The 26,819-nt window shown below is 67.4% G+C and carries 31 protein-coding genes; 20 read left to right on the forward strand and 11 right to left on the reverse strand.

Features of this window, described 5'->3' with window-relative positions:
• Positions 1 to 41: 41 nt before the first annotated feature.
• Positions 42 to 899 (forward strand): hypothetical protein, encoded by an 858-nt coding sequence (locus tag ACFYLW_RS01595; RefSeq protein WP_390182568.1) that lies wholly within the window; start codon positions 42 to 44, stop codon positions 897 to 899.
• A gap of 3 nt (positions 900 to 902) precedes the next feature.
• On the opposite strand, the gene ACFYLW_RS01600 is transcribed toward ACFYLW_RS01595, so the two are convergent.
• Positions 903 to 1,367, reverse strand: a complete 465-nt coding sequence (locus tag ACFYLW_RS01600; RefSeq protein ID WP_313102818.1) for a hypothetical protein — start codon at positions 1,365 to 1,367, stop codon at positions 903 to 905.
• 79 nt (positions 1,368 to 1,446) lie between these two features.
• A complete protein-coding gene (locus ACFYLW_RS01605) occupies positions 1,447 to 1,713 on the reverse strand; it encodes a hypothetical protein (protein WP_292083608.1) in 267 nt (88 codons plus the stop codon).
• A gap of 196 nt (positions 1,714 to 1,909) precedes the next feature.
• On the opposite strand from ACFYLW_RS01605, the gene ACFYLW_RS01610 reads away from it, so the two are divergent.
• The 3 genes from ACFYLW_RS01610 to rpoD all read left to right on the forward strand — a co-directional run bounded on the left by ACFYLW_RS01610 (position 1,910) and on the right by rpoD (position 7,066).
• Positions 1,910 to 3,046: a patatin-like phospholipase family protein gene (locus ACFYLW_RS01610; RefSeq protein WP_390182569.1), complete on the forward strand. Its 1,137-nt coding sequence runs from the start codon at positions 1,910 to 1,912 to the stop codon at positions 3,044 to 3,046.
• Between the two features lie 127 nt (positions 3,047 to 3,173).
• Positions 3,174 to 5,057 (forward strand): DNA primase, encoded by a 1,884-nt coding sequence (gene dnaG, locus ACFYLW_RS01615; protein WP_390182570.1) that lies wholly within the window; start codon positions 3,174 to 3,176, stop codon positions 5,055 to 5,057.
• A 74-nt stretch (positions 5,058 to 5,131) separates the two neighbouring features.
• Positions 5,132 to 7,066, forward strand: a complete 1,935-nt coding sequence (gene rpoD, locus ACFYLW_RS01620; RefSeq protein WP_292083604.1) for an RNA polymerase sigma factor RpoD — start codon at positions 5,132 to 5,134, stop codon at positions 7,064 to 7,066.
• Positions 7,067 to 7,140: 74 nt separating this feature from the next.
• Here rpoD and ACFYLW_RS01625 read toward each other — a convergent pair whose 3' ends face one another.
• Positions 7,141 to 7,629, reverse strand: a complete 489-nt coding sequence (locus ACFYLW_RS01625; protein ID WP_390182571.1) for an Lrp/AsnC family transcriptional regulator — start codon at positions 7,627 to 7,629, stop codon at positions 7,141 to 7,143.
• Between the two features lie 108 nt (positions 7,630 to 7,737).
• On the opposite strand from ACFYLW_RS01625, the gene ACFYLW_RS01630 reads away from it, so the two are divergent.
• Positions 7,738 to 8,703, forward strand: a complete 966-nt coding sequence (locus tag ACFYLW_RS01630; RefSeq protein ID WP_390182572.1) for a DMT family transporter — start codon at positions 7,738 to 7,740, stop codon at positions 8,701 to 8,703.
• Between the two features lie 42 nt (positions 8,704 to 8,745).
• On the opposite strand, the gene ACFYLW_RS01635 is transcribed toward ACFYLW_RS01630, so the two are convergent.
• The 4 genes from ACFYLW_RS01635 to ACFYLW_RS01650 form a co-directional block, all read right to left on the reverse strand.
• Positions 8,746 to 9,099, reverse strand: a complete 354-nt coding sequence (locus tag ACFYLW_RS01635) for a DUF1428 domain-containing protein (RefSeq protein ID WP_390182573.1) — start codon at positions 9,097 to 9,099, stop codon at positions 8,746 to 8,748.
• Positions 9,100 to 9,251: 152 nt separating this feature from the next.
• A complete protein-coding gene (locus tag ACFYLW_RS01640; RefSeq protein ID WP_390182575.1) occupies positions 9,252 to 9,743 on the reverse strand; it encodes a VOC family protein in 492 nt (163 codons plus the stop codon).
• On the reverse strand, positions 9,740 to 10,216 hold the full coding sequence (locus ACFYLW_RS01645; RefSeq protein WP_390182577.1) for an SRPBCC family protein: 477 nt from the start codon (positions 10,214 to 10,216) through the stop codon (positions 9,740 to 9,742). The genes ACFYLW_RS01640 and ACFYLW_RS01645 overlap by 4 nt, the downstream gene beginning before the upstream one ends.
• A 3-nt stretch (positions 10,217 to 10,219) precedes the next feature.
• A complete protein-coding gene (locus ACFYLW_RS01650; RefSeq protein ID WP_390182578.1) occupies positions 10,220 to 10,663 on the reverse strand; it encodes a VOC family protein in 444 nt (147 codons plus the stop codon).
• A 57-nt stretch (positions 10,664 to 10,720) separates the two neighbouring features.
• On the opposite strand from ACFYLW_RS01650, the gene ACFYLW_RS01655 reads away from it, so the two are divergent.
• Positions 10,721 to 11,410: a winged helix-turn-helix transcriptional regulator gene (locus tag ACFYLW_RS01655; RefSeq protein ID WP_390182579.1), complete on the forward strand. Its 690-nt coding sequence runs from the start codon at positions 10,721 to 10,723 to the stop codon at positions 11,408 to 11,410.
• A 136-nt stretch (positions 11,411 to 11,546) separates the two neighbouring features.
• On the opposite strand, the gene ACFYLW_RS01660 is transcribed toward ACFYLW_RS01655, so the two are convergent.
• Positions 11,547 to 11,762, reverse strand: a complete 216-nt coding sequence (locus ACFYLW_RS01660) for a flagellar basal body rod C-terminal domain-containing protein (protein ID WP_292083595.1) — start codon at positions 11,760 to 11,762, stop codon at positions 11,547 to 11,549.
• Positions 11,763 to 11,987: 225 nt separating this feature from the next.
• Here ACFYLW_RS01660 and ACFYLW_RS01665 point away from each other — a divergent pair, with 225 nt between their 5' ends.
• From ACFYLW_RS01665 to ACFYLW_RS01675, 3 genes are all read left to right on the forward strand, one after another.
• Positions 11,988 to 13,997, forward strand: coding sequence for a DEAD/DEAH box helicase (locus tag ACFYLW_RS01665; RefSeq protein ID WP_390182580.1), 2,010 nt, complete (start codon positions 11,988 to 11,990; stop codon positions 13,995 to 13,997).
• Positions 13,998 to 14,047: 50 nt separating this feature from the next.
• Positions 14,048 to 14,398, forward strand: a complete 351-nt coding sequence (locus ACFYLW_RS01670) for an Mpo1-like protein (protein WP_313103283.1) — start codon at positions 14,048 to 14,050, stop codon at positions 14,396 to 14,398.
• A gap of 81 nt (positions 14,399 to 14,479) precedes the next feature.
• The gene (locus ACFYLW_RS01675; RefSeq protein WP_390182581.1) at positions 14,480 to 15,229 is read left to right on the forward strand and encodes an SDR family NAD(P)-dependent oxidoreductase; all 750 of its coding nucleotides are present in this window, start codon (positions 14,480 to 14,482) and stop codon (positions 15,227 to 15,229) included.
• A 74-nt stretch (positions 15,230 to 15,303) separates the two neighbouring features.
• On the opposite strand, the gene ACFYLW_RS01680 is transcribed toward ACFYLW_RS01675, so the two are convergent.
• The gene (locus ACFYLW_RS01680; protein ID WP_390182582.1) at positions 15,304 to 15,858 is read right to left on the reverse strand and encodes a 3D domain-containing protein; all 555 of its coding nucleotides are present in this window, start codon (positions 15,856 to 15,858) and stop codon (positions 15,304 to 15,306) included.
• A gap of 402 nt (positions 15,859 to 16,260) precedes the next feature.
• Here ACFYLW_RS01680 and ACFYLW_RS01685 point away from each other — a divergent pair, with 402 nt between their 5' ends.
• The 4 genes from ACFYLW_RS01685 (at position 16,261) to ACFYLW_RS01700 (ending at position 19,041) form a co-directional block, all read left to right on the forward strand.
• The gene (locus tag ACFYLW_RS01685; RefSeq protein ID WP_390182583.1) at positions 16,261 to 17,292 is read left to right on the forward strand and encodes a S1/P1 Nuclease; all 1,032 of its coding nucleotides are present in this window, start codon (positions 16,261 to 16,263) and stop codon (positions 17,290 to 17,292) included.
• 36 nt (positions 17,293 to 17,328) lie between these two features.
• On the forward strand, positions 17,329 to 18,114 hold the full coding sequence (locus tag ACFYLW_RS01690) for an RNA methyltransferase (RefSeq protein ID WP_390182584.1): 786 nt from the start codon (positions 17,329 to 17,331) through the stop codon (positions 18,112 to 18,114).
• Positions 18,115 to 18,271: 157 nt separating this feature from the next.
• Positions 18,272 to 18,721: a GIY-YIG nuclease family protein gene (locus ACFYLW_RS01695; protein ID WP_390182585.1), complete on the forward strand. Its 450-nt coding sequence runs from the start codon at positions 18,272 to 18,274 to the stop codon at positions 18,719 to 18,721.
• Positions 18,718 to 19,041: a YnfA family protein gene (locus ACFYLW_RS01700; protein ID WP_390182586.1), complete on the forward strand. Its 324-nt coding sequence runs from the start codon at positions 18,718 to 18,720 to the stop codon at positions 19,039 to 19,041. Before ACFYLW_RS01695 ends, ACFYLW_RS01700 begins: the two co-directional genes overlap by 4 nt.
• Here the strand turns inward: ACFYLW_RS01700 and ACFYLW_RS01705 are convergent.
• Together ACFYLW_RS01705 and ACFYLW_RS01710 are read right to left on the reverse strand one after the other, a co-directional pair.
• The gene (locus ACFYLW_RS01705) at positions 19,038 to 19,739 is read right to left on the reverse strand and encodes an NAD-dependent deacylase (protein ID WP_390182587.1); all 702 of its coding nucleotides are present in this window, start codon (positions 19,737 to 19,739) and stop codon (positions 19,038 to 19,040) included. The genes ACFYLW_RS01700 and ACFYLW_RS01705 overlap by 4 nt on opposite strands.
• Positions 19,736 to 20,620, reverse strand: a complete 885-nt coding sequence (locus tag ACFYLW_RS01710) for a LysR family transcriptional regulator (RefSeq protein ID WP_390182588.1) — start codon at positions 20,618 to 20,620, stop codon at positions 19,736 to 19,738. Before ACFYLW_RS01710 ends, ACFYLW_RS01705 begins: the two co-directional genes overlap by 4 nt.
• 169 nt (positions 20,621 to 20,789) lie before the next feature.
• Between ACFYLW_RS01710 and ACFYLW_RS01715 the strand changes: the two genes are divergently transcribed.
• From ACFYLW_RS01715 to ACFYLW_RS01745, 7 genes are all read left to right on the forward strand, one after another.
• Positions 20,790 to 21,896: an S-(hydroxymethyl)glutathione dehydrogenase/class III alcohol dehydrogenase gene (locus ACFYLW_RS01715; protein ID WP_390182589.1), complete on the forward strand. Its 1,107-nt coding sequence runs from the start codon at positions 20,790 to 20,792 to the stop codon at positions 21,894 to 21,896.
• 82 nt (positions 21,897 to 21,978) lie between these two features.
• Positions 21,979 to 22,365: a VOC family protein gene (locus tag ACFYLW_RS01720; RefSeq protein WP_292083580.1), complete on the forward strand. Its 387-nt coding sequence runs from the start codon at positions 21,979 to 21,981 to the stop codon at positions 22,363 to 22,365.
• An 81-nt stretch (positions 22,366 to 22,446) separates the two neighbouring features.
• Positions 22,447 to 23,148, forward strand: a complete 702-nt coding sequence (locus ACFYLW_RS01725; RefSeq protein WP_390182591.1) for a hypothetical protein — start codon at positions 22,447 to 22,449, stop codon at positions 23,146 to 23,148.
• A 66-nt stretch (positions 23,149 to 23,214) separates the two neighbouring features.
• On the forward strand, positions 23,215 to 23,772 hold the full coding sequence (locus tag ACFYLW_RS01730) for a hypothetical protein (RefSeq protein ID WP_390182592.1): 558 nt from the start codon (positions 23,215 to 23,217) through the stop codon (positions 23,770 to 23,772).
• A 15-nt stretch (positions 23,773 to 23,787) separates the two neighbouring features.
• Positions 23,788 to 24,621, forward strand: coding sequence for an S-formylglutathione hydrolase (fghA, locus tag ACFYLW_RS01735; RefSeq protein ID WP_390182593.1), 834 nt, complete (start codon positions 23,788 to 23,790; stop codon positions 24,619 to 24,621).
• Positions 24,622 to 24,627: 6 nt separating this feature from the next.
• Positions 24,628 to 24,873, forward strand: coding sequence for a hypothetical protein (locus ACFYLW_RS01740; RefSeq protein ID WP_292083576.1), 246 nt, complete (start codon positions 24,628 to 24,630; stop codon positions 24,871 to 24,873).
• Positions 24,874 to 24,986: 113 nt separating this feature from the next.
• Positions 24,987 to 26,819 (forward strand): DUF885 domain-containing protein, encoded by a 1,833-nt coding sequence (locus ACFYLW_RS01745; protein ID WP_390182594.1) that lies wholly within the window; start codon positions 24,987 to 24,989, stop codon positions 26,817 to 26,819.

Here is a 26,819-nt window from a genome sequence, read left to right on the forward strand (position 1 = left end):
GCCCGGCGCCCGTCTCGGTCGGCGAGGCGGGCGCGCGGGACATGGTTCTGGGTTACGCCACAGGCTATGGGGTGGAGCACGTCGAGGCCTTCGTGCGCTCGCTGCGGTCGGTCTATTCCGGCGGGGTCGCCCTGTTCGTGCATCAGGATCCCGCCCTGCTGGCCTTCCTGGCCGCGCATGACGTGGAAGCGGTCGTGGTCACGCCGAGCGACGCATGGACGCCGCAGCCGGTGGTGGCGCGTTTCTCGGCCTATGAGCGCTATATCGCCGCGCGGCGCGACCTGCGCCATGTGCTGATGACCGACGTGCGCGACGTGGTCTTCCAGGGCGAGCCCTTCGCCCCGGCGCCGACCGGGCTGGAGGTCTTCGTCGAATATGAAACCGGCCGCATGGCCGACCACGCCTTCCAGATCAAGCATCTGCGCGCCCTCGCCGGCGAGGCTCTGGCGGAGCAGCTGGAGGACCGGCCCTGCATCTGCGCCGGCACCATCGTCGGTCCGGCCGAGGAGGCGGCGCGTCTGTGCCGCCTGATTCTCACCCTCGGGGCCATTCCGCGGTCGGCGGTCGGCGGCGGCTTCGGCGTCGATCAGGCCTCGCTGGCGTTGGCGGTCGGCTATGGCCTGATCCCGGCGCAGGTTCAGGACAACTATCGCCGCGTCGCCACCATCGGCATGGCCTCGGACGGCGTCGGTCTGAAGGACGGACTGATCGTCAATCCGGGCGGCGGCGTCAGCCCTGTGGTGCACCAGTACGACCGCTGCCCCGAGCTGGTCGAGGCCATGCGCGCGCGCTGGAGCCAGGCCCTGCCGGACCGCGTGGCCAAGGGGCCGGGGGGCTGGACCCGCTGGCGGCGCAAGACGGCGGCCTCGGTCGAGCGGCGCCTGCCCGACATCCGCTAGGGTTCAGCCGCCAATAAAGCCGTCGCGAATGGAGATCGACTGCTTCATCCGCTCAGCCCGGATGCTCCAGCGCTTGGGATCGGTGGCGGTGGCGACCACGCCGATGACCGCGCCGTCCTCGCCCTTGAGCGGATAGGAATCGACGAAGACCGGCACCGGGCCCGCCTGACCGCCCAGCAGCCAGACCTCGTCCGTGATCGGCTCTCCGGATTTCATGGCGCGGACCACGGGCAGGTCGTCGAAGCGGGCGACCGAGCCGTCCTGGGCGAAGACCTGGAAGCGGTCAGCGTAATCCTCGGGACGGGCGCCGATCGGATCGCAGATATCAAGGCCGGGCACGCCGCCCGTCACCGCCAGCACTTCGCCGCTGGGGGCGGCGTGCAGGATGACGGCGCCTCCCAGTCGTTCCGCCATCACTTCAAGAATGGGACGAAGAAAGGCGGCGTGGGGATGATCGGCGTCGGGCATGGAAAACTCGGATAGGAACGTTCCGCCGGTTTGCGCCCGATCTCTGAATTTTTCTGTAATTCGAGCGGTTGCAAAAGTCCTAGGGCAGTACGACGAAAGTCGAATGCCGCCGCAGTTCGCAGGCCTTTCGCACCGCTATCGGCGCGGCGGAAATCCAGTAGGCGGCATCGTCGGTCCGGCGGGCCTGCTTGCGTTCCAGTCCGCGGCGACGTCGCGCGGCGGCGTTGTCCAGCAGGCGCGCATGCAGGGCGCGAGGCGTCAGGTTCGGAACGGCGGGGGAGCCGGGGACGGCGACGGCGTCGGGGCCTCGGGGCTCCACCGCCGGGCGGGCGATGGCGATGAACATCGGGAGCTTCCGTAAAGCAAATCAATCCACAGGCTGTGGATAGGTCTGTTGTCGCGCGTGACTTCGTTCGCATTCGGACGATAGCGAGGCCGACGCGGCCTTCTTGGTTAATGAAAGCCTAACGCGGTTTTTCCGGCGAGAGGCTTTTCCTCCTGTCATGGAAAGCGCCTAGGATGGCGCGCCCTGGAGGACGCTCATGAGTTTCAGCCTGATGCGGACGGTCGCGGTCGTCCTGAGCGCCGGTCTGCTGTTGTCGGCCTGCGCCAGCGGAGCGCGCAGCGACTTCGGCCTGAACGAGCGCGAGGCCGCGTCGCCCCTGGGCTTTCCCAATGTCCGCTTTTCGTTCGAGGATGAGGCGGCGGCCCAGAAGATCGAGCAGCAACTGGGCGAGGGCGTGCCGAAAGGGCCGGACGGCCACTTTGACCTGATCGCCCTGTCGGGCGGCGGGGCCAACGGCGCCTTCACCGCCGGCCTGATCAACGGCTGGACCGCCAGCGGCAAGCGGCCCGACTTCGAGGTGGTGACCGGGGTGTCGACCGGGGCCCTGGCCGCCCCATTCGTCTTTCTGGGGCCGCGCTGGGATGCGCGGTTGAAGGAGGCCTATACCGGCGGAGAGGCCACGGGCCTGTTGAAGAGCCGGGGGCTGCGCGCCTTCGTCGGCTCGGGCGTGTTCAGCGGCCTGCCGCTGCGCCAGCTGGTGGAGAACAACGTCGACGAGGCCTTGCTCGCCGAGGTCGCGGCCGAACACGCCAAGGGGCGGTTGCTGCTGGTCGCCACCACCGATCTGGACGCCCAGCGCGGCGTGATCTGGAACATGGGGGCCATCGCCGAGCGCGGGGGACCGGAGGCCCTGGCTCTGTTCCGGGACGTCTTGGTCGCATCGGCCAGCATTCCCGGCGCCTTTCCACCCGTCATGATCCGCTCGCAGGGGCGCGGCGCGGTGTTCGAGGAAATGCACGTCGACGGCGGGGTGATGAACCCCTTTGTCGCCCTGCCGCAGATCATGTGGAACTGGGACGACGTGGCCGGGGTGTTCCAGGGCGCGCGCCTGCATGTCGTGGTCAACGGCAAGGACGCGCCGCGCTTCGCCGTCACCCGCGACGCCGCCATTCCGGTCCTGACCCGCAGTCTGGACGCCGTGCTGGGCGGTCAGTTGCGGGCGACCATCGCCGCCAACCGCGCCTTCGCCAGCCGCAACGGGCTGGAGTTCCACGTCGCCGCCATCCCCGAGGACTTCGACGGCGCCGACAGCCTGGACTTCAACCAGGAGTCGATGATCGCCGTCTATGACCTGGGCGAGGCCCTGGGCCGCACCGGCGAGGCGTGGAAATAGGCCTGCGTCCAAAAGCGACGCGGTTCTCCTCGATCTTCACAGGCTGTGGAAAACACAACCGGGGACGGCCATGTCTTGAGGTCGCGGCGGGCCTTCCCCTCTTCGTCGCGCCGGAGTGTCTGAGATCGTGCGTTTCGACGATCGTTTCCTTGAAGAACTGAAGGCCCGCCTTCGCCCGTCCGACGTCATCGGCCGGACGGTGAAGCTCAAGCGGCAGGGGCGCGAGTATGTCGGCCTCAGTCCCTTCTCCAAGGAGCGGTCGCCCAGCTTCTTCGTCAACGACGACAAGGGCTTCTTCCACGACTTCAGCTCCGGCAAGCACGGCGACATCATCAGCTTCCTGCAGGAGACCGAGCGGCTCAGCTTCGTCGAGGCGGTGCAGCGGCTGGCGGGGGAGGCGGGGATGCAGCTGCCCGCCGAGGACCCGCAGTCGGCCGAGCGCGAGGCGAAGAAGCAGGGTCTGACCGACTGGATGGACCTGGCCCAGAAGTGGTTCGCCGCCAACCTGCGTCGCTCGGTCGGCAAGGCGGCGCGCGAATATCTGGAAAAGCGCGGCCTGCCCGAGGACCAGTGGGAACGCTTCGGCCTGGGCTATGCGCCCAACGACCGTGAGGGCCTGAAGAACGCCCTGATCCAGCGCGGGGCCAGGCCTGGCGATCTGGTCGAGGCGGGGATGCTGATCTCGCCGGAAAGCGGCGGGGCTCCCTATGACCGGTTCCGCGACCGGCTGATGTTCCCCATCCTGGACGCGCGCGGGCGGATCGTCAGCTTCGGCGGACGGGCCATGAACCCCGACGACCGGGCCAAGTATCTGAACGGGCCTGAGAGCCCGCTGTTTCACAAGGGCGCCACCCTCTACGGCCTGCCCGAGGCGCGCCGCATCCTGGGGGCCGAGAGCCGGGGCGAGCAGGGGATCATCGTCGTCGAAGGCTATATGGACGTCATCGCCTGCCAGCGCGCGGGCCTGCCTGCGGTCGCGCCCATGGGCACGGCCCTGACCGAGGACCAGATGGAGCGTCTGTGGCGGGTCTCGGCCGAGCCGGTGCTCTGCTTTGACGGCGACGCGGCGGGGCTGCGGGCGGCCTATCGCTCGATCGAGCGGTCGCTGCCGCTGTTGAAGTCGGGCCGGTCCTTCCGTTTCGCCCTGCTGGATGCAGGTCAGGACCCGGACGACATCCTGCGCGACAAGGGCGCGCCGGCCTTGCGCCACGCCCTGAGCGAGACCCGGCCCTTCATCGAAGTCCTGTTCCGGCGCGAGGCCGAGGCCGAACCTCTGGACACGCCCGAGCGCAAGGCGGGGCTGAAGGGGCGGCTGCGTCAGGCCGCGTCAGCCATTCAGGACAAGGACCTGGCTGAGCAGTACCGGCGCGACCTGTTCGAGCGCTTCGACGCCCTGTTCCCCCGTCAACAGCAGCAACAGCAGACCTTCCAGCAGGGCGGGCGACCCGGACCCGGCGGGCGCTGGCGCGGTCCGCCGCCGAAGCTGGGTCAGACGGCCGAGGGCGCCCAGGCCATGCAGGCCCTGTTCCGCTCCATCGAGCCGGTGGCCGCCGCCCTGGCCCACGGCGCGGTCGATGATCCCGGGCGGATGGACGACCATCTGGAGGCCATCGCCCGGCATGGATTCGGCGATCCGGCGCTGGACGGACTGGCTCAGGAACTGGTGCGGCTACGGTTTTCCGGTCAGAGCCTTGACTCTGCCGCGATCCGACGCCATCTGGCCCACTCGGGTCATGATGCCTTGATGCACGAGGTCGAGAAGGCGGCGGCGAAGTCCGGCGCGCCATTCCTGGCTGCAGACAAGCCCCTCGGCGAGGCGAGGATCCGGTGGTCGCAGGCGTTCGACGCTCTGACCCGCGTAGCGGCGTTGGAGCAGGCGCTGGCGTCAGCAAAGTCGGATGCCCACAAGGCGTTCGACAACTCGGCCTTCACCCTGGTGAAAGCCGAGCGCGATGCATTGCGACGGGCCATCAAGACCGGAACGATTTGGGAAGACGCGGCTTCTTCGTAACCAACGAAGTCGTCGGGCGTTGTATTTTCGCCGCAGGGGACTGATCACCCCAGGCGGTCGTGGAGACAGACTGAATGAGCGCGCAGACCGAGACGCAGGAAACCGAAGCCAATTCCGACGGGCCCCTGCTCGATCTGACGGACGCCGGCGTCAAGAAGTTCATCAAGCAGGCCAAGGCCCGCGGCTATGTCACGATGGAGGAGCTGAACAAGGTCCTTCCGTCCGAGGAAGTGACCCCGGACGCCATCGAAGACACCCTGGCCATGCTGTCGGAGATGGGCGTCAACGTCGTCGAGGCCGAGGAAGACGCCGCCGATGTTGAAGGCAAGGAAGTCACCACGGCAGCCGAAACGGCTGTGGCGGAGACCCCCGCCAAGTCCGCCTACGACCGCACCGACGACCCCGTGCGCATGTACCTGCGCGAAATGGGTTCGGTCGAACTGCTGAGCCGCGAGGGCGAGATCGCCATCGCCAAGCGGATCGAAGCCGGCCGCGACGCCATGATCTCGGGTCTGTGCGAAAGCGCCCTGACCTTCGAGGCCATCATGGTCTGGCGCGAGGAACTGGCCAACAACCGCATCCTGCTGCGCGAAGTGATCGACCTGGACGCCACCTACGGCATCCTGAATCCCTCGTCCCTGCCGCACAACCAGCCCCCGGCCGGCGAGGCCCCCGCGCCCGGCGCCGAGAAGCCCGAGGGCGAAGGTGAGGACGAGGACGAGGACGATTTCGACGACGGCGGCGGCATGTCGATCTCGGCCCTGGAGGCCGAACTGCGCGACGGCGTCATGGAAGTTCTGGACGCCATCGCGGCCGACTTCGGCGGCTTCCGCAAGCTGCAGGACAAGCTGGTCGAGGCCCGCCTGAAGGGCGAGGTGCTGAGCGCCAAGGATCACAAGGCCTATGAGACCCTGACCGCGGCCATCAGCGATCGTCTGAAGACGATGAAGCTGAACAACAATCGCATCGAGGCCCTGGTCGAGCAGTTGTACGCGATCAACAAGCGCCTGATCGGTCTGGAAGGCCGCCTGCTGCGCCTGGCCGACAGCTACGGCATTTCGCGTCCGGAGTTCCTCAAGGCCTACTTCGGATCGGAACTAGATCCGAACTGGACCGACCGCATCAAGGAAATGGGCGTGCGCTGGACCAAGTTCAGCGAGGTCGAGGCCGCCCAGATCGCCCAGATCCGCGGCGACGTCGCCGCCGTGGCGACCGAGGCCGGCCTGCCGATCGACGACTATCGCCGCATCGTCCAGACCGTGCAGAAGGGCGAACGCGAAGCCCGTCAGGCCAAGAAGGAAATGGTTGAGGCCAACCTGCGCCTCGTGATCTCGATCGCCAAGAAGTACACCAACCGCGGCCTGCAGTTCCTGGACCTGATCCAGGAAGGCAACATCGGCCTGATGAAGGCGGTCGACAAGTTCGAGTATCGCCGCGGCTACAAGTTCTCGACCTACGCCACCTGGTGGATCCGTCAGGCGATCACCCGTTCGATCGCCGACCAGGCGCGGACCATCCGCATCCCGGTGCACATGATCGAGACGATCAACAAGATCGTCCGCACCAGCCGCCAGATGCTGCACGAGATCGGCCGCGAGCCGACCCCGGAAGAGCTGGCCGAAAAGCTGGCCATGCCGCTGGAGAAGGTGCGCAAGGTCCTGAAGATCGCCAAGGAGCCGATCTCGCTGGAAACCCCCATCGGCGACGAGGAAGACAGCCACCTGGGCGACTTCATCGAGGACAAGAACGCCGTCCTGCCGATCGACGCCGCCATCCAGAGCAATCTTCGTGAAACCACGACGCGAGTGCTCGCGTCGTTGACCCCGCGCGAAGAGCGGGTCCTGCGGATGCGCTTCGGCATCGGCATGAACACCGACCACACCCTGGAAGAAGTCGGCCAGCAGTTCAGCGTGACCCGCGAACGCATCCGTCAGATCGAGGCCAAGGCCCTGCGCAAGCTGAAGCACCCGTCGCGGTCGCGTAAGCTGCGGTCCTTCCTGGACAGCTGATCGGTCCGATCATGTGAAGATCAGCGCCGGCGGGGTCTCGACCTCGCCGGCGTTTTTCGTTCTGTTTCAGGCGTTCAGGGGATGATGAGCGAGGCGTCGGTCTTCACCCGGTCCAGGGCGATCAGGGAGCGGAAGCGGTTGACGCTGTCGTTCTCCTCGAACAGCCGCTGCGTCAGCGCCTGATAGGCCGCCATGTCGGTGGTGACGACGATCAGGATGAAGCTGGTGCCGCCGGTGACGTAGTAGCACTGCTGCACCTCCGGCTCGCTCTGGAAGCGGGCCTTGGCGTTCTGGACCGTCTCGGCCCGCTCGTCTTGAAGGTAGACCTCGACGATGGCGGTGATGGTCAGGGGCAGGGCCTTGGGGTCCACCAGGGCGACATTGCCGCGAATGACGCCGCTGGCCTCCATGGCCGCGATGCGCCGTTGCACGGCGGCGGCGGACAGGTTGACGGCTTCGGCGATGGTGCGCTGGGGCGTCCGGGCGTCGCGCTGCACGATGCGCAGGATGGCGCGATCAAAGCTGTCGAGCGGGCGCTGGGGAGAGGCGGTTCGTCCGGCCATTGGCGATCTTGTTGTGCGAGTGTTTGTTGCGTTTGGGCCCGTGATCGAGAGGAAACGCCCCGTCCGCCCCTTGGTATAGCTCGCCGCCGAGCCAGGCGGGAACCGGAAATGACGACGGACATCATCGATCAGGGGCGAAACAACCGGACGGCGGTTGGCGTGGCCTGCGGCGTCGGGGCGGGCGCGCTGTGGGGCCTGGTCTTCCTGGCGCCGGAGCTGGCGCGGGACTTCAATCCGCTGCAGCTGACGGTGGGCCGCTACCTCGCCTATGGCCTGATCGCCGGGCTGTTGCTGGCGCCGCGATGGAAGGCGGTGGCGGAGCGGATCGGACGCGCTGACTGGCTGAACCTCTTCTGGCTCGCCCTCACCGGCAACACGCTCTACTACATCCTGCTGTCAGGGGCGGTGCAGACCGGCGGCATCGCCATGACCTCGCTTGTGATCGGTTTCCTGCCGGTGGCGGTGACGATCATCGGCAGTCGCGACCACGGCGCCGTGCCGCTGAGACGGTTGCATCTGCCCCTGCTGCTCTGCGTGGCCGGCGCGGTCTGCATCGGTTGGCAGGCCCTGGCCGCGCCGGCAGAGACCGCACACGGCACGCGCCTGATCGGCTTTGGCTGCGCCGTCGGCGCCCTGGCCTCATGGACCTTCTTCGCGGTGAGAAACGCGCGGCGGCTTGGTCAGTTGAAGACCGTATCGGCCCAGGACTGGAACCTGCTGACCGGAGTCGTCACCGGGGCGCAGAGCCTGTTGCTGTTGCCGGTCGCCCTGTTGACCGCCTCGGGCGCGCAGCACGAAGCCGGGGACTGGATGCGGTTGGCCGGGGTGTCGGTCGGCGTGGCGGTGCTGGCCTCGATCGTCGGCAATAATCTGTGGAACCGGATGAGCCGGCTTCTGCCCTTGACCCTGGTCGGTCAGATGATCCTGTTCGAGACCCTGTTCGCCCTGATCTACGGCTTCGCCTGGGAACAGCGCTTGCCAACCGCGATGGAGGCGCTGGCCTTTGTTCTGGTGGTCCTGGGCGTGGCGACATGCCTGCGCGCTCACCGCACCAAGCCAGACAGCGCCCACTGAAGAGGCGCGGGGACCGGCGTGCGACCGGCCCCGCGCTCGTCGTCAGGCGCGCTCGTCGAAGACCGTCTCGAAGCCGCCCCACATCATGCGCTTGCCGTCGAAGGGCATGTCCATGTTGGCCATGGCGGGGTCTTCCTGCATCTTGGCCCAGGCGTCGTCGGCGGTCTTCTTGTCGGGCCAGATCAGCCAGGAGAAGACCACGACCTCGCCGTCCTCCAGCTTCACCGCCATGGGGAAGCTGGTCACCTTGCCGTCAGGCACGTCCTCGCCCCAGTTCTCGACATGGGCCAGAGCGCCGTAGCCCTTGAACAGGGGCCAGGCGACGCGGGCGGACTCGACATAGCGGTCCTTGTTCTCGGTTTTGACGGGGGTCAAAAAGCCGGTGATGTAGGCCATCTGGGTGTCTCCTCTTTGTGGTTGGCCCCTATCGCTCGCCGCGCGGCGGCTCGCTGCATGAAGGGGCAGAGTGGATAGTTGCAGCAGGCGTGGTTGGCGTCTTGGTGGAAAGCGACATGTCGCTCGCGGGTCGTGCAGCCTAGCTTGACCGTTTACGCAATCTTGTCAGCAGCGGCCTCGATGGCGGCGATGTCGATCTTTCTCATCGTCATCATGGCCTCGAAGGCGGCCTTGGCGCGGGCGGGGTTCGGGTCGCTGAAGAAGGCCATCAGGCGGCGCGGCGTGATCTGCCAGTTGACGCCCCAGCGGTCCTTGCACCAGCCGCAGTCGCTTTCGGCGCCGCCGTTTCCCACGATGGCGTCCCACAGGCGGTCGGTTTCGGCCTGGTCGTCCGTCATGATCATGAAGGAGACGGCTTCGGTCTGGGGAAAGGTCGGGCCGCCGTTCAGGCCCATATAGGGCCGCCCGGCCAGGGTGAACTCGACCACCAGCTCGGCGCCCTCGGGGGAGGACGGGTTGTCCGTCGGACTGGTCGCAACGCGGTCGATGCGGCTGTCGGGCAGGCCCAGAGAGACGTAGAACTCGGCGGCCTTCTTCGCCTGGCCCAGGTCGTACCAGATACAGGGAATGATCTTGTCGCTCATGACGTCGCCTCCTGTGCGGCGAGACGCTCGGCCACCTCGCCCAGCTGATCGGCGGCGGCGCCCCAGCCGGGTTCGAAGCCCATATCAGCGTGGGTCTTCATGGCCTTGTCGTCCCAATGGCGGGCGCGGGCGGTGTAGCGGGTGCCGTCGCCTTCGGGTTCGAACGTGTCGATGCGCACGAAGTTCATCTCGCCCGGCTGCGGAATCCAGCCCTCGGTCATGGCGCCGGTGGTGATGATGCGGCGGCCGGGGATCACCTCCAGCACCACGCCGCGATACTCATGCCGCTCGCCTTCGGGCGACTGCATGACGATGTCGGCGTGGCCGCCGGGGCGCAGGTCGTAGTCGACCTGGGGCGTGGTCCAGGGTCGGGGCGTGAACCACTCCGTCCCGTGCTGGGTGAAGGCGCGCCAGACGGTTTCGGGCGAGGCCTTGAAGACGCGGCTGACGCTCAGTTCGAACAGGTCGGCCATGGCTCAGCCGCCCCCGACCTGGGCGGCGAAGGCCTCGGGGCCCTCGGCGGCGGCCTCGGGGTCCATCCACATGACCTCCCAGATATGGCCGTCCGGGTCGGCGTAGCTGCGGCCGTACATGAAGCCGTAGTCTTGTTTCGCATTGGGGTCGGCCTGACCGCCGGCCTTGGCGGCGCGGTCGATCACGGCGTCGACGCCGTCGCGGCTGTCCTCGGAGACGCAGATCAGCACCTGGGCCGTCCGTTTCGCGTCCGGGATGGCGCGGTCGGTGAAGCTGGAGAACTTTTCGTGGGTCAGCAGCATGGCGTGGATGGTGTCCGAAAACACCATGCAGGCGGCGGTGTCGTCGGAGAACATGGGGTTCTTCGCGGCGCCCACGGCCTCATAGAAGGCGACGGAGCGCGGCAGGTCGGTGACAGGCAGATTGACGAAGATGAGCTTGTTCATGTGGCGATCCTCCCTGATCTGGCGTAACGGTGTCCTATCGTGTTATGTTAGTCAACCATGAAGTTAGAAAAAGTAACTAAAGAGTCCGCCGGCCGTTCCCGCCGCTATCACGACGCCTGCGGCGCCGCGCACGGCCTCGACCTGATCGGCGAGCGCTGGGCCCTGCTGGTCATACGAGAACTGATGATGGGGCCGAGGCGTTTCAGCGACCTACGCAAGGACCTGTGCGGCCTGTCGGCCAATGTCCTGACGCAGCGGTTGGAGGGGCTGGAGGCCTCGGGCATCGTGCAGCGCCGCAAGCTGCCGCCGCCCGCCTCGGTCCAGGTCTATGAGCTGACCGACTGGGGCTATGAGATCAAGCCCGTCTTCATGGTGCTGGGCCGCTGGGCCGCGCGCTCGCGCCTGCACGACCCGACCCTGCCGATCAGCGCGGTGTCGATCATGCAGTCGTTCGAGACCATGTTCGATCCGTCGAAGGCTGCGGGCGCGGTCATGCGTCTGGGCTTCGCCCTGGACGAGGACCGCATGGTGGTGAGCGTGGCCGAGGGCCAGATCGAAACGCGACGCGGTGAGCCCGAAGAGGCCGAGGTCGTGGTGCGCGCTGTCCCGCCAGTGGTGGCGGCCGCCGTCTATGGCAAGGTTCCGCTGGCGGCGCTGGAAGGCGAGGGGGCGATGACCATCGAGGGCGACCGCGACGTCTTCGCCCGCTTCATCGACTTCTTCCACCTGCCGGAAAAGGCGGGGTAGATCGATTTTGCGCCGTCATCCTCGGGCTTGACCCGAGGATCGGGTTCTCCGTCTGCTCAACGTCGATAGGACGAGCGCGCTCCCACGCTTGATCCTCGGGTCAAGCCCGAGGATGACGGAGGGAAGGAGTCTGACTCTAGACCAGAATATCCAGCAACGTCCCCGTCATCTCGTCTGCTGTCCGCGCCACGGCGGCGTTGGCGGAGAAGTCCTGTTTGGCGCGGATCTGCTCGACCGCCTCGACCGCCAGGTTGTCCAGCGAACCGGTGGCCGTGCGCCGGGCGCTGGCCTCGAAGCGGTTGGCGGCGTTCTGCATTCCGGCGGCGGCGATGCTCAGGGGCGGGATCGTCATGATCGGTCTCCGGGCGGCGAAATGAACTCTGCGGATGGTCATGATCGTGGCTTTGAGGTCAATGACGCCTGAACAAGCGTGGTGAACGACGGTCTTTTTGCGGAAATCCGCCGCATCGGGGCCGTTATTGGTGTATAGAGACCGCCTCCTCATCGCCCGGCCGGCTGTTCGCCTTGGCCGGGCGCGGTCGTTTCGGCGACCGCCTTGCTCTTTTTCAGGTCGTATATGCCCTTTCCCGCGATCCACCCCGCGCTAGACCGCGCTCTCGCCAACAAGGGCTATGCCGAGCCCACCCCCGTCCAGGCGGCGGTTCTGGAAGGTCATGGTGAGGCCGACATGCTGGTCTCGGCCCAGACCGGATCGGGCAAGACGGTGGCCTTCGGGCTGGCGGCCGCTTCGTCCCTGCTGGGCGAGAACGAAACCTTCGGTCCGGCCGACGCGCCGCTGATGCTGGCCATCGCCCCGACGCGCGAACTGGCGCTGCAGGTCTCGGCCGAGCTGGAGTGGCTGTACGGCGAGTCCAAGGCCAAGATCACCACCTGCGTCGGCGGCATGGACGCCCGCAAGGAAGCCCGCGCCCTGAACTTCGGCATCCACATCGTGGTCGGCACCCCCGGCCGCCTGAAGGACCACATCGATCGCGGCAACCTGGACCTGTCGGCGCTGAAGGTGCTGGTGCTCGACGAGGCCGACGAGATGCTCGACATGGGCTTCCGCGAGGACCTCGAATACATTCTGGAGCAGTCGCCGGCTGAACGCCGCACCCTGCTGTTCTCGGCCACCATCGCCCGCGACATCGCCATGATGGCCAAGCGCTATCAGCGCGACGCCGTGCGCATCGACACCGTCGACCGCAGCCAGCCGCACAGCGACATCGAATACCGCGCCCTGCGCATCGCCCCGAACGAGATCGAGCACGCCGTCGTCAACGTGCTGCGCTTCTATGAGGCGCCCGGCGCCCTGGTTTTCTGCTCGACGCGCGACAGCGTGCGTCACCTGCAGTCGTCGCTGTTGGAGCGCGGCTTCGCCACCGTGGCCCTGTCGGGCGAAATGGGTCAGCGCGAGCGCACCGACGCGCTTCAGGCCCTGCGCGACGGCCGCGCCCGCGTCTGCGTCGCCACCGACGTGGCCGCGCGCGGTCTGGATCTGCCGGACCTGGGCCTGGTGATCCACGCCGAACTGCCGATCAACAAGGCCACCATGCTGCACCGTTCGGGCCGCACCGGCCGCGCGGGCAAGAAGGGCACCTCCATCCTGCTGGTGCCGAGCAGCCGTCGCCGCAAGGCCGAGATGCTGCTGGGCTCGGCGGGCGTCGAGGCGACCTGGGCCGGCGCCCCGACCGCCGACGAGATCCTGGCCAAGGACGAGCAACGCCTGCTGGCCGCCCCGGTCTTCGCCGAGGAAGGCAATGAGGACGACGCCGGCCTGATCGCCAAGCTGGTCGCCGAGCGCACGGCGGAAGACCTGGCCCGCGCCCTGCTGGTCCTGCTGCGCAAGGACCTGCCGGCTCCCGAGGATCTGGTCGATCCGGGCCAGGGTCCGCAGCGCAAGCCGCGCGGCGAGAGCGGCGACGCCTTCGCCGCCGGGGCCTCGCCCTTCGAGCGTCTGCAGCCGGACCAAGTGTCCTGGTTCCGCATGGACATCGGCCGCAACCGTAACGCCGATCCCAAGTGGCTGATCCCCATGATCTGCCGCATCGGCGGCATCACCAAGCAGCAGATCGGCTCGATCAAGACCTTCCCCGAAGAGACCCGCTTCGAGATCGCCAACACCCACGTCGAGGCCTTCAGGAAGCTGGCGGCCATGAACACCAACGAGGCGAACATCACGCCGTCGGAAGCCCCGCATTCGGGCATGTTCAAGGGCGGGACGCGCAACCGTCGTGACGAAGGCGGCGAGCGTCCCTATGCCAAGAAGCCCTTCCGTCGCGACGAGGACGGCGAGGGCGGTCGTCCGCCGTTCAAGAAGAAGCCGTGGCAGCCGCGCGAAGGCGAGGCCGACGGCGAGCGTCCGGCCTTCAAAAAGAAGCCCTACGCGCCCCGCGCCGACGCGCCGGAAAGCAGCCAGTTCTTCGACAAGCCCAACGAGAAGCCTTTCGCCAAGGGGCCGGGCGCCAAGAAGCCGTTCAAGCCCAAGTCGGACTTCAAGGCCGGCGGCAAGCCGGGCTTCAAGCCGGCCGGCAAGCCCTTCGCCAAGGGTCCCAAGGGGCCGAAGGGCGGCAAGCGCTTCGACTGACCGTTGATCGCTGACTTGCCCCCGGTTCAATCCGGGGGCAGGCTGCGGCCATGACCGCACGCGAACCGCAGACTGGACGCCCCAAGACTGGGTATGACGGGGGGCGCTACCCCTCCTTTTCCGCGTTTTATCCCTACTACATCCACGAGCATTCCAACCGGACCTGCCGCCGCATCCATGTGGTCGGGACGGGGCTGGTGATCGCCGCCTTCGCGGCCTTTTGCGTCACGCGCAACGCCTGGTGGCTGCTGGCCATGCCTCTGGTCGGCTACGGCTTCGCCTGGGTCGGGCACTTCTTCTTCGAGAAGAACCGTCCGGCCACCTTCAAATATCCGCTTTGGAGCCTGATGGGCGACTTCCGCCTGTTCTTCGAGACGGTGAGCGGCAAGCGGAAGTTCTGATCACGACCCCGTGCGGTCGGGTCGAAGCGTCACCTTGGACGCCTATATGTCGGTCACGCTTTCGGAAGAAGGAGACCGCGTATGGAACTCGAGAACCAGGTCATTATCGTCACGGGCGGCGCCAGCGGCATCGGGCGTGAAGCCTGTCTGGCCCTGGCGCGCAAGGGCGCGGACCTGATCGTTGCTGACTTCAACGTCGCGGGCGCCGAGGCTGTCGCCGTCGAGGTTCAGGCGCTGGGGCGCAGGGCTCATGCCTTCAAGGTCGATGTCTCGAAGGCGGATGAGGTGAAGGCGCTGGTGGACTTCGCCGTTGAAAAGCTCGGCACGTTGAACGGCATGTTCAACAACGCCGGCATCGGTCTGGTGAAGCCCTTCCTCGAGATGGAGCCGGCCGACTATCTGAAGGTGATCGAGGTCGATCAGCACAGCGTCTATTATGGTCTGCTGTACGGCGCGCGGAAGATGGTCGAGCTGGGCGTGAAGGGCGCCTTCGTCAACACGGCCTCCATCTATGGCTCGATCGCAGCGCGCGGCAGCTTCAACTATAATGCGGCCAAGGCGGCGGTCGTCTCGATGAGCCGCTCCGGCGCGCTGGAACTGGCGGAGCACGGGATTCGCGTGGTGGGCGTGGCGCCTGGCTTCATCGATACGCCGATCCTGGGCGACGATCCGGCGGCCAAGGCTCCTCTGGCCGCCCAGCACATGCACAATCGCCTGATCCAGCCGGAAAAGGTCGCCAGCGTGGTGGCCTTCCTCTTCACCGACGCCGCCAGTGCGGTGAACGGTTCGACCGTGGCGGTGGATGACGGCTTCCTGTCCTTCAAGGTCTGACGGGGCGCTCGGCGCAGCAAAAAGGCGACCGGATCGCTCCGGTCGCCTTTTTTGTCGGTGGGGCGAGGCCGCCCTTAGTTCGAGGCCGTTTCCCAGGCCGGGGGGCAGCCGTCGAAGTCGCCGGCGTCGGCGATGGTCAGGGTCTTCATATTCAGGCTGCGGGCCTGCTGCATCGAGCCGCGGCCGTGGCCGGTGTAGAGGTCGATCTTGGCGCCCTTGATCGCGCCGCCGGTGTCCGAGGCGTACCAGTAGCCGTCATGGATCGTGCCGTCGCTCATGCGCAGGCCGACCGTTTCGCGAATAAAGAGCTTGGTGCGGCGCGGGATGACGCGGGGGTCGACGGCGACCGTGCGCATCGCGATCGGACGGCAACCGAGCGAGTCATTGCCCGTCGCGCCGCCGCCGCCTGCGTGATAGAGGCGGGCCGAGGCGCGCCAGTCGGGTTCGCCCGCCATTAGCTCGGCCTGTTCGGCGGAGAGGGCGGAAGCGTCGATGGAACTTTCATCCGCCGCGGCGGTTTCCATTGCAGCCGTTTCGCTAGCGATAACGGCTTCATAGGGTTGAGGCTCTCCGGAACCGGAGAAGGTGATAGCCCAGAACATGGCAAGCGCAGCGGCTGTGTTCAGCATCGAACAGACTCAGGAAGCACCGGTCCCGACACGATCCGGCGCCCGGTTTTTGGCCGTCAATTGTGGCGAAAACGTGTCGCTTGAGATCAGGCGTGCGTCTGAAGCACGATCATTGTTCGATTAGTCCACAGGCGCATGAGCATATCGTGCAAATGTCACAGCATATGTGGCAGCAACGAAAACAGTATTCGATGTGTGCGGCTTCTATACTATGCGGATCAGCTGTTCAGTTAACACCTAAGTCTGGGTGTGTAACACTTTATTGCGAAGAAAGTCTGCGTTTCGGTTCAAGATAACGGCGGCGTGATCGCGCGGCCACGCGGCGACCGGCATGGGTGGAGGCGCGGCCGGGAATGGGATAAGCGGTCGTTTCCCCACGAATTTTTCCGCCGGTGTCCTGCGATGAAGCGCCAAGTCAAACGCCTGATGATCTCCGCCGCCGCCCTGATGCTGGTCGCGGCCCCCGCCGTTCATGTGGACGCCTGGGGCAACACCGGCCACCGCCTGATCGGCGTGGCGGCCATGCGGGGTCTCAGCGACGACCTGCCGGCCTTCCTGCGCACGCCGGGCGCGATCGCCGACGTCGGCGAACTGGCGCGCGAGCCCGACCGCTGGAAGGGCGCCGGTCAGCCGCACGACCGCGAGCGCGACACGGCCCACTTCATCGACTTCGACGACAACGGTCATGCGATGACGGCCAACGGCCCGCACATCGACGCCCTGCCGCGACTGAAGTCGGACTTCGACACGGCCCTGGTTCAGGCGGGCATCAAGATCGACGAGGTCGGCTATCTGCCCTACGCCCTGATGGACGCCTATCAGAACCTGGGGCGCGACTTCGCCTACTGGCGCGTCCTGACCGCCGCCGAGGCCCGCGAGAGCGACCCCGGCAAGAAGGCCTGGTACCGCGCCGACCGCGAGCGCCGCGAGGCCCTGATCCTGCGCGACATCGGCGTCCTGGCCCACTACGTCGGCGACGGCTCGCAGCCGCACCACACCTCGATCCACTTCAACGGCTGGGGCGACTATCCCAACCCCGAGGGCTTCACCAACTCGCGTCGCACCCACGGCATCTTCGAGGGCGAGTTCACCTCGCGCGTCGCCCGCCTGGATACGGTCGAGGCGGCCATGAGCCAACCTCAGGTGTCGGGTCTGGACCTGCGCGCCCGCACCGCGGGCTATCTGAAGACCACCCTGGGCATGGTCATTCCCTTCTACCGTCTGGAAAAGGCGGGCGGCTTCAAGGACGCCGACCCGCGCGGCGCGGCCTTCGTCAACGAGCGTCTGGCGGCCGGCGCCTCGGAACTGCGCGACCTGATCATCCTCAGCTGGCGCGAGAGCGCGACCGCCTCCATCGGCTGGCCCGCCGTCAAGGTGGCGGAGGTCGAGGCCGGCACGGTCGACCCCTGGACCTCGATGATCGGCGAGGACTGACTTTCGCGAGACGGCGCGGAGGGGTAGGGGACGCCCATGACTGAACTCACGCCCCCCGTCGTCATCCTCGACAAGTCCCAGATGGCCGAGAACATCGGCGCGGTCGCCCGCGTCATGGCCAACTTCGGCCTGTCGGAACTGCGGCTGGTCAGCCCGCGCGACGGCTGGCCCCAGGACCGCGCCTGGGCCACCGCCTCGGGCGCCGACTGGGTGCTGGAGGATGTAAAGGTCTTCGACAGCGTGGCCGAGGCCATCCATGACCTCAACACCGTCTTCGCCACCACCGCCCGCCCGCGCGAGACGCGCCAGCCGGTGCGCACCCCGCGCGAGAGCGCCCGCATCCTCTACGACGACACGGCGTCCGGCCTGAAGACCGGCCTGCTGTTCGGCGGCGAGCGTGCGGGTCTGGAGACGACCGACATCGCCCTGTGCGCCGGGATCACCACCATCCCCATCGACCCGAAGCACCACTCGCTGAACCTGGCCCAGGCCGTGGCCATCAACGCCTATGAATGGCGCACCCTCATCCTCGACGCCCCGCCGCCGCGCTTCCGCGAGGGCGAGCCGCCCGCGTCGAACGAACTGCTGGTCGGCATGTACGAACACTTCGAGGCCGAGCTGGAGGCCGGCGGCTTCTTCCATCCGCCCGAGAAGAAGCCGTCGATGAGCCAGAACCTGCGTGTCATGCTGGGCCGCGCCGCCTTCACCGAACAGGAAGTCGCTACCATGCGCGGCGCCATCCACGCCCTGGCCAAGGGCCGCGGCCGGGTGCTGGCCAAGCTGGCCGAGAAGCGCGCGGCGGAAGCGAAGAAGGGCGAGTAGCTCCACTGCCCTTCGTCATCCTCGGGGCGGCGCAGCCGAACCCGGGGACCCAGAAGGTTGAGATGTCGTCGCCTTGTCCTGTTCGCGTCCTGCGTGCTGAATGGCCTGGGTTCCGGGTTCGCTGCGCGCCCCGGAATGACGGCAGGGGGAGGCGAGAGTGCGAAATCCAGACGCGATCATCGCCGCCTACATCATGGCCAGCCGCCGCAACGGCACGATCTACACCGGCGTCACCAGCGACCTTCACGACCGGGTGTGGAAGCACAAGCTCGGGACGTTCAAGGGCTTCACCGATGACCATGCTTGCAAGGGTCTGGTCTGGTTCGAGCCGCATCTCGGCATGACCGAAGCCATCGCCCGCGAAAAGCAGATCAAGAAATGGCGGCGAGCGTGGAAGCTGGCGCTGATCGAAGCCGTCAACCCGGTCTGGAAGACTTGGCGGCGGATTGGTGTGACTGACCTCTCATGCCGTCATCCCGGTGCGCGAAGCGAACCCGGGACCCAGAGGGCTGAACCGGCCGCGTCTTGTCCTGTCGCCGCCCTGTGTGTTGAACGGCCTGGGTTCCGGGTTCGGCTGCGCGGCCGCGGAATGACGGAGATAAAATGAAACTCGCCCTCATCTACCCGCTGGCCGCCCTGGCGGAGATCGGCGGCTGCTTCGCCTTCTGGGCCTGGCTGAAGCTGGATCGGTCGCCGGTCTGGCTGGTTCCGGGCGTGCTCAGCCTGATCGCCTTCGCCTGGTTGCTGACCCTGGTTCCGGCCGAGACGGCGGGGCGGGCGTTCGCGGCCTATGGCGGGGTCTATATCGTCGCCTCGCTGGCGTGGATGGCGCTGGTCGAGAAGGCGACGCCGGACCGCTGGGACCTGATCGGCGGGGCGGTCTGCCTGATCGGGGCGGGGGTGATCCTGTTCGGGCCGCGCGCTTAAAGACCAGAGAAGAAGGCGGGCACGGCCTCGGTGGCGGGGCCATAGACGCCCTCGTCGAACAGGCGGGCGCCTTGCGTCGGCTCCAGATTGATCTCGACCGTCCGCGCCCCGGCCATCCGCGCCGACTGCACGAAGCCGGCCGCCGGATAGACGGCGCCCGAGGTGCCGATGGAGACGAACAGGTCGCAGGCGTCCAGCGCGGCCTCGATCCGCTCCATCGCCAGCGGCATCTCTCCGAACCAGACGATGTGCGGGCGTAAGATCCCGCGGGGATGATGCGGCGAGGCGTGTGCGGCCTCCAGATCACCGTCCCAATCGCAGACGACGCCGGATGCGGTGCAGCGCGCCTTCAACAGTTCGCCGTGCATGTGGATCAGCTCGAATCCCGACGCGGGCGGCGTCTCGACGTGCGCCCGGTCGTGCAGGTCGTCGACGTTCTGCGTCACCAGCAGGAAGTCGCCCCGCCACCGCGCCGCCAGATCGGCCAGGGCCCGGTGCGCGGCGTTGGGCTGAACCCTGGCCAGATGCCGCCGCCGCTGGTTGTAGAAGTCCTGCACCAGAGCCGGGTTGGCCGCGAACCCCTCGGGCGTCGCCACTTCCTCGATGCGATGCCCCTCCCACAGCCCGTCCGAGGCGCGGAAGGTCGGCACGCCGCTCTCGGCCGAGACGCCGGCGCCGGTCAGGACGACGAGGTTCATGCGGGGCTCCTTTGGGCGAGCCGCTCGTGCAGCCAGTCGATCATGGCGCGGACCTTGGGCGGGACGTGGCGGGGGTGGGGGTGGACGGCCCAGACGCCTTCGTCGGGCGGGCGGGCCTCGTCCAGCAGGGAGATGAGGGCGCCCGAGGCCAGGGCCTCGGTCACATAGAAGTCGGGCAGTTGGCACAGGCCCAGACCCTGTAGCGCCGCGTCCAGCACCGCCGCGCCGGAGTTGCAGCGCCAGCGGCCGGAGGGGCGAAGGCTGACCTCGCGCCCGGCTTCGGTGAAGCGCCAGTGCTCGGACGAGCCGATCAGGCCGTCGTGGCTGGGGATCTCGGACAGGTCGCGCGGGGCGCCGCGCCGGGCCAGATAGTCGGGGCTGGCGCACAGGATCAGTCGCCGCGAGGCCAGCCGCCGCGCCATCAGCCGGGAGTCGGTCAGGTGGCCGAACCGCACCGCCAGATCATAGCCGTCGCCGACCAGATCGCGCAGGCGGTTGTCGAGGTCCAGTTCGATCCGCAGCTCGGGGTTCTGGCGCGCAAAGGCGTTGACCGCCGGAGCGATGAAGCGCTCGCCATAGGAGACCGAACAGGTCATGCGCAGCAGGCCGCGCGGGGCCTGATCGTCGGGCTGGACGGCGGCCAGGGCCTCGTCGCGTTCGTCGATCAGGCGACGGCAGCGGGCCAGGAAGTCGCGGCCCGCGTCGGTCAGTTCGACCCGGCGGGTGGTGCGATGCAAGAGCCGGGTCTGCAGCCGGTCTTCCAGCCGGGCGATTTCGCGGCTGACGGCCGAGGTCGACAGGCCGAGGCGCCGGGCGGCGGCCGAGAAGCTGGCCTGTTCGGCGACAGCGGTGAATTCGTCGATCCCGTCCCAGCGGCTCATCCGGACGTTCGAACATGATTGTTGCGATACGACAATAATGTTTTGCGGTTGTCGCCGTTTCGGCCGGGCGCCGCGCGGCGTACAACAGACGCCAATTCAGTCACATCCTGTCCCTGAAGCAGCGAGCGACCGCGTCGCGAGCGATAGGGACGTCCGAAGGACCAGCACAATGAAAACCCGCGCCGCCGTCGCGTTCGAAGCCAAACGCCCGCTCGAAATCGTCGAGGTCGATCTGGAAGGGCCGCGCGCGGGCGAGGTGCTGATCGAGATCAAGGCGACGGGCGTCTGCCACACCGACGCCTATACGCTGGACGGTCTGGACTCGGAGGGCATCTTCCCGAGCATTCTGGGCCACGAAGGCGCGGGCGTGGTGGTCGAGGTCGGGCCGGGCGTGACCTCGCTGGCGGTCGGCGACCACGTCATCCCGCTCTACACGCCGGAATGCCGCCAGTGTAAGTCGTGCCTGTCGCGCAAGACCAACCTGTGCACCTCGATCCGCGGGACGCAGGGTAAGGGCCTGATGCCCGACGGCACCTCGCGCTTTTCCTACAAGGGTCAGGCCATCGCCCACTACATGGGCTGCTCGACCTTCTCGAACTATACGGTCCTGCCCGAGATCGCGGTGGCCAAGATCCGCAAGGACGCCCCCTTCGACAAGGCTTGCTACATCGGCTGCGGCGTGACGACGGGCGTGGGCGCCGTGGTCAACACGGCCAAGGTCGAGCCGGGCGCCAACGCCGTGGTCTTCGGTCTGGGCGGCATCGGCCTGAACGTCATCCAGGGGCTGAAGCTGGTCGGGGCCGACATGATCGTCGGCGTGGACATCAACGGCGACAAGGAGGAATGGGGCCGTCGCTTCGGCATGACCCACTTCGTCAACCCCAAGGAGGTGTCGGACGTGGTGGCCCATCTGGTCGAACTGACCGACGGCGGCGCCGACTACACCTTTGACTGCACCGGCAACACCGTGGTCATGCGTCAGGCGCTCGAAGCCTGCCACCGCGGCTGGGGCGAGAGCGTCGTCATCGGCGTGGCCGAGGCGGGCAAGGAAATCGCCACCCGTCCGTTCCAGCTGGTCACCGGCCGCGTCTGGAAGGGCTCGGCCTTCGGCGGCGCGCGCGGCCGCACCGACACGCCCAAGATCGTCGACTGGTACATGGACGGCAAGATCGAGATCGACCCGATGATCACCCACACTCTGCCGCTGGAACGCATCAACGAGGCCTTCGACCTGATGCATGAAGGCAAGAGCATCCGTTCGGTGATCGTCTTCTAAAAGAACGTTGCCAAACGAAACTGACTAAGCCTAGCTTGCTGCGCCCGGCGAACCGGTCGGGCGCATCATCGGGAGGAAGACCATGTTCACGCACGTCACGCTCGGCGCCAACGACGTCGAGGCGTCGCAGAAATTCTATGACGCGGTGCTCGGCGCCCTGGGCCATCAGCCGGGGACCTTCAGCGATCAGCCCCGACCCGGCGTCTGGTACATGACGCCGCGCGGCATGCTGGGCGTGGTCACGCCGCGCGACGGCGAGCCGGCTTGTCACGCCAACGGCGGCACCATCGGTTTCGCCGCCGCCAGCCCCGAGGCGGTTCTCGCCTTCGCCGAGGCCGGCGTGGCGGCGGGCGGCACGGCCATCGAGGACCCGGCGGGTCCGCGCGACACCCCCTTCGGCAAGATGCACCTGGCCTATCTGCGCGACCCGTCGGGCAACAAGATCTGCGCCGTTCACCGGCCGTCGTAAAAGCCGAGCTTGCGACAACTGACCACGGGATGGCGTCGGCGTGATCCGCTACCTAGCCCCATTCCAAAGGGGAGGATCATCATGAAGTTCGACGCGCAAAAGGCTCTGATCGCCTATTCGGGCGTGCTGACCGCTGTCTTCGTGGGGGTGATGGTCTCTGGGGCGGTGTCGGGCGTCGGCCCGGCCCGCTTCACCGAGATCGACGTCCAGCGCATCAATGTGCGCGAGCCGGACGGCACGCTGCGGATGGCGATCTCGAACCAGACGGCCTTCCCCGAAATCCCCTATCGCGGGCGCGAGGTGCCGCATCCGGGACGAGACACGGCCGGGATGCTGTTCATGAACGAAGAAGGCACCGAGGTCGGCGGCCTGGTGTTCGGCGGCAAGAACGCCGACGGGGTCAGGTCGTCCGGCGGCAGCCTGACCTTCGACGGCTATGAACAGGATCAGACGGTCCAGATCATGGGCTTCCAGCAGGGCGCGCGCCGGGTGTCCGGCGTCTTCGTCAACGACCGACCCGAGGAGTCGATCGACTATGACGTCCTGACGCGTCTGGCGGGCATGACGCCGGAGGAACAGCAGGCGGCGATGCTGGCCGCCAATATGGACGGGCAGCCGCGCGCCTTCCTCGGGCGTCAGGGGTCGGGCGCTTCGGAGTTGGTGCTGCGCGACGGCGCGGGCCGGGCGCGTCTGGTGCTCAGTGTGGCGGCTGACGGCGGCGCGCGCATCACGTTCCGGGACGAGAACGGTCAGCCGACCCGCGTGGTGACGCCCGAAGGCTGACGGCAGGCCTATCTGCCGGGGTCAGCAAGGAATAAAGCAGGGCACAGGTTTGAAGGCGGAGACGAGATGAGGGCGAAAGCGGCGATGACGGCGGGGCTGGCGGCGTTCAGCCTGTCGCTGGGATTGGCGGCCTGCGACCGGGCTGCCGACGGGGCGCCGACCGCAGAGGTCCCCGTTGAGGCCTGGAGAGGCAAGGACGTGGTCCTCTATCTGCCCGATCCGGTCATGAAGGCGCGGGTCGAGGTTTCGGCCCTGACGCCTTACGTCAACGCCGCGACGACGGCAGCGGAAGGGGCGTTCCGCGCCGCCCCGGTTCAGCCCGGCGCCTCGGGCATGGTGCTGCTGATGGTCAAGCCGGGCGGGCGGGCGAAGGCCTGGGTCGTCACCGGCGAACCGGCGCCCAGCGCGGACACCATCGCGGCGGTGGTCAGGGCGGTCGAGGCCGTGCCGGCCCCCGCTGTGCGCGAGGGACCGATCCTGGTCGGCGTCGGCTTCGAGGCCTGGGGCGGCGGCGCGCCGCCCGTCGGCGCCAGCCCGCCGATCCCGCGCGACTGGTACAGCTATTTCCCGAAGGACGGCGGCCAACTGGACGACGCCTTCATGGCCCGCGTCTGGCCTGACTGATCGGAGTTTGAGTGGATGGAAACGGTCAAGACACACGTCGTTCACGGCGGAACCCTGCGCTATTTGAAACACGACAGCGCCGCGACGGGCACGCCCATGACCCTGTCGGTCTTTGTCCCGGCGGGCGAGGGCCCGTTCCCGGTCGTGATCTGGCTGTCGGGCCTGACCTGCACCGAGGATAATTTCACCACCAAGGCCGGGGCCTACAAGGCCGCCGCTGAACACGGCGTCATCATCGTGGCGCCGGACACCTCGCCGCGCGGCGAAGGGGTGGCGGACGATCCGGCCTATGATCTGGGGCAGGGCGCGGGCTTCTACGTCGACGCGACGCAAGCGCCCTGGGCCCCGCACTTCCGCATGGAGAGCTATGTCACGGACGAACTGATCGCCCTGATCGATGCGCAGTTCCCGACGACGAAGACGCGTTCGATCTTCGGCCACTCCATGGGCGGGCATGGGGCCCTGACCCTGGCCCTGCGTCATCCCGAGCTGTTCAGGTCCGTCTCGGCCTTCGCGCCGATCTCGTCGCCGACCCGCTGCCCGTGGGGCGAGAAGGCGTTCACCGCCTATCTGGGCGACGACCGCGCCGAATGGGCGAAGCATGACGCCGCCCTGCTGATCGAGGCCGGCGCGGCGGCGGGTCGTTTCGACGACATCCTGGTGGATCAGGGCGACGCCGATCCCTTCCTGACCGAGCAACTGAAACCGGAGCTTCTGGTCGCGGCGGCCCAGGCTGCGGGACAGCGGCTTACCCTGCGAATGCAGGCGGGCTATGATCACTCCTACTTCTTCATGGCCAGCTTCGTGGACGACCACCTGGCCTTCCATGCGACCCGCCTGAAAGCCTGAGACTTCATGACCGACGCCGCCCCCGACTTCGCCCACGTGGACTTCGACGAGATGTTCGCCGCCCTGTGCAGCGAGGTTGGCTTCTGCCTGCACGAAAAGGGTCAGAAGAAGGTGATCGCGGCCCTGCCCAAGGGTCTGGACGCCGCGATGAAGGCCGTGCTGGCCGCTGAGGGCGTGGACGAACCCAATGCGCCGGGCGATCTGAAGAAGGCCGTGCGCGACTGCCTCAAGGCCCACGTCCAGCCGGGCTGATCCCGCCAACGGGCGCGGATGGACGAAACTTCATCCGCGCCGTGATCATGGCGCCTTGTGGGGCGGCGCCGCTTCGATAGTGTCCCCTCCCATCGCTTTTGGGAGGAAGCCCGATGATGGACCGTCGCCGCCTGTTGATGACCGCCGCCCTGGGAGGCGCGTTCGCGGCCTCGGGCGCCGCCCGCGCGTTCGCGCAGACCGCCGCTGCTCCGGCTGCGGGTCCCGCCTCGGCCCAGTTCCTGGCCCTGCTGGACAAGATCGCCCAGGAGATGATCCTGTCCGATCCCGAAACCCTGACCATGCTGGGCATGGACCGGGGACCGATGGCGCAGGCCCGCTTCAAGCTGAGCGACCGCTCGCAGGCCAAGATCGACGCCGACAAGGCCAAGTTTATCGACGGCATGAAGGCCGTGAAGGCCATCGACAAGCGCCAACTGACGACCCTGGAGCAGACCTATTACGACTCGCTGGAGTTCTTCGGCGACACGGTGATGGAGGGGTACGGCTTCCCCTATGGCGGCGGCATGTTCCCGTCGCCCTATACGGTCAGCCAACTGGGCGGATCCTATCAGCAGATCCCCGACTTCCTGGACAGCCAGCACCGCATCGAGGCGGCGGACGACGCCGACGCCTATCTGTCGCGCCTGTCGGACTTCGCCAAGGGCCTGGACGCCGAGCGCGAGCGGATGCTGGCCGACTTCGCCGCCGGCGCCGTGCCGCCTGATTTCGTCATCGACCGCACCCTGACCCAGATGGCCGCCATCACCGGCACGGCTCCGGCCGACTCGGTCATGAGCCAGTCGCTGGCGCGCCGCACGGCCGAGAAGAACATCTCCGGCGACTGGGCCGCGCGCGCCCAGGCCATCCTGGCCGGCGAAGTCTATCCGGCCATCCAGCGTCAGGCCGACGCCCTGAAATCTGTGCGTCCCGGCGCGACTCACGACGGCGGCGTCTGGCGTCTGCCCAAGGGCGAGGACTATTACCGCTTCGGCCTGAAATATTTCACCACCTCGTCGATGACGCCGGACGAGGTGCACCAGATGGGGCTGGAGCAGGTGGCCGAGATCTCGGCCCGCACCGACGCCCTGCTGAAGGCGCAAGGCATGACGCAAGGCACGGTCGGCGAACGCGTGGCCGCGCTCGGCAAGGACCGGCGCTTCGTCTATCCGAACACGGACGAGGCCAAGGACGAGCTGATCAAGGAACTGAACGCCCAGATGGTCGCCATGCAGGCGCGTATGCCGGACTACTTCGGCCGCCTGCCCAAGTCGCCGTGCGACATCAAGCGCGTGCCCAAGGCCATCGAGGCCGGTGCGCCGGGCGGATACTATCAGTCGCCGGCTCTGGATGGTTCGCGTCCGGGCGCCTACTACATCAACCTGCGCGACACGGCGGAATGGCCCAAATGGACCCTGCCGACCCTGACCTATCACGAAGCGGTGCCGGGCCATCACTTCCAGATCGCCCTGCAACAGGAGAAGCCGGACACGCCTCTGCTGATGAAGGTCATGGGCTTCTCGGCCTATTCCGAGGGCTGGGGCCTTTACGCCGAGCAGCTCGCGGACGAGATCGGCGCCTATGAGAACGACCCCTTCGGCCAGATCGGCTATCTGCAGTCGCTGATGTTCCGCGCCGCGCGTCTGGTGGTCGACTCGGGTCTGCACCACAAGCGCTGGAGCCGCGAGCAGGGCATCCGCTACATGGTCGACACCCTAGGCGATCAGGAATCCAGCATCGCCACCGAGGTCGAGCGCTACTGCGTCTGGCCGGGCCAGGCGTCCAGCTACAAGGTCGGCCACACCACCTGGGTCAAGCTGCGCGAGGACGCCAAGAAGCGTCTGGGCAGCCGCTTTGACATCAAGGGCTTCCATGACACCGGCCTGAACCTGGGCGGCGTGCCGCTGACGGTGCTGGAGCGGACCCTGAACGCCTGGACGCCCGCCTAG

Source organism: Brevundimonas sp. NPDC007368 (assembly GCF_042869015.1).
Classification (GTDB): Bacteria; Pseudomonadota; Alphaproteobacteria; order Caulobacterales; family Caulobacteraceae; genus Brevundimonas.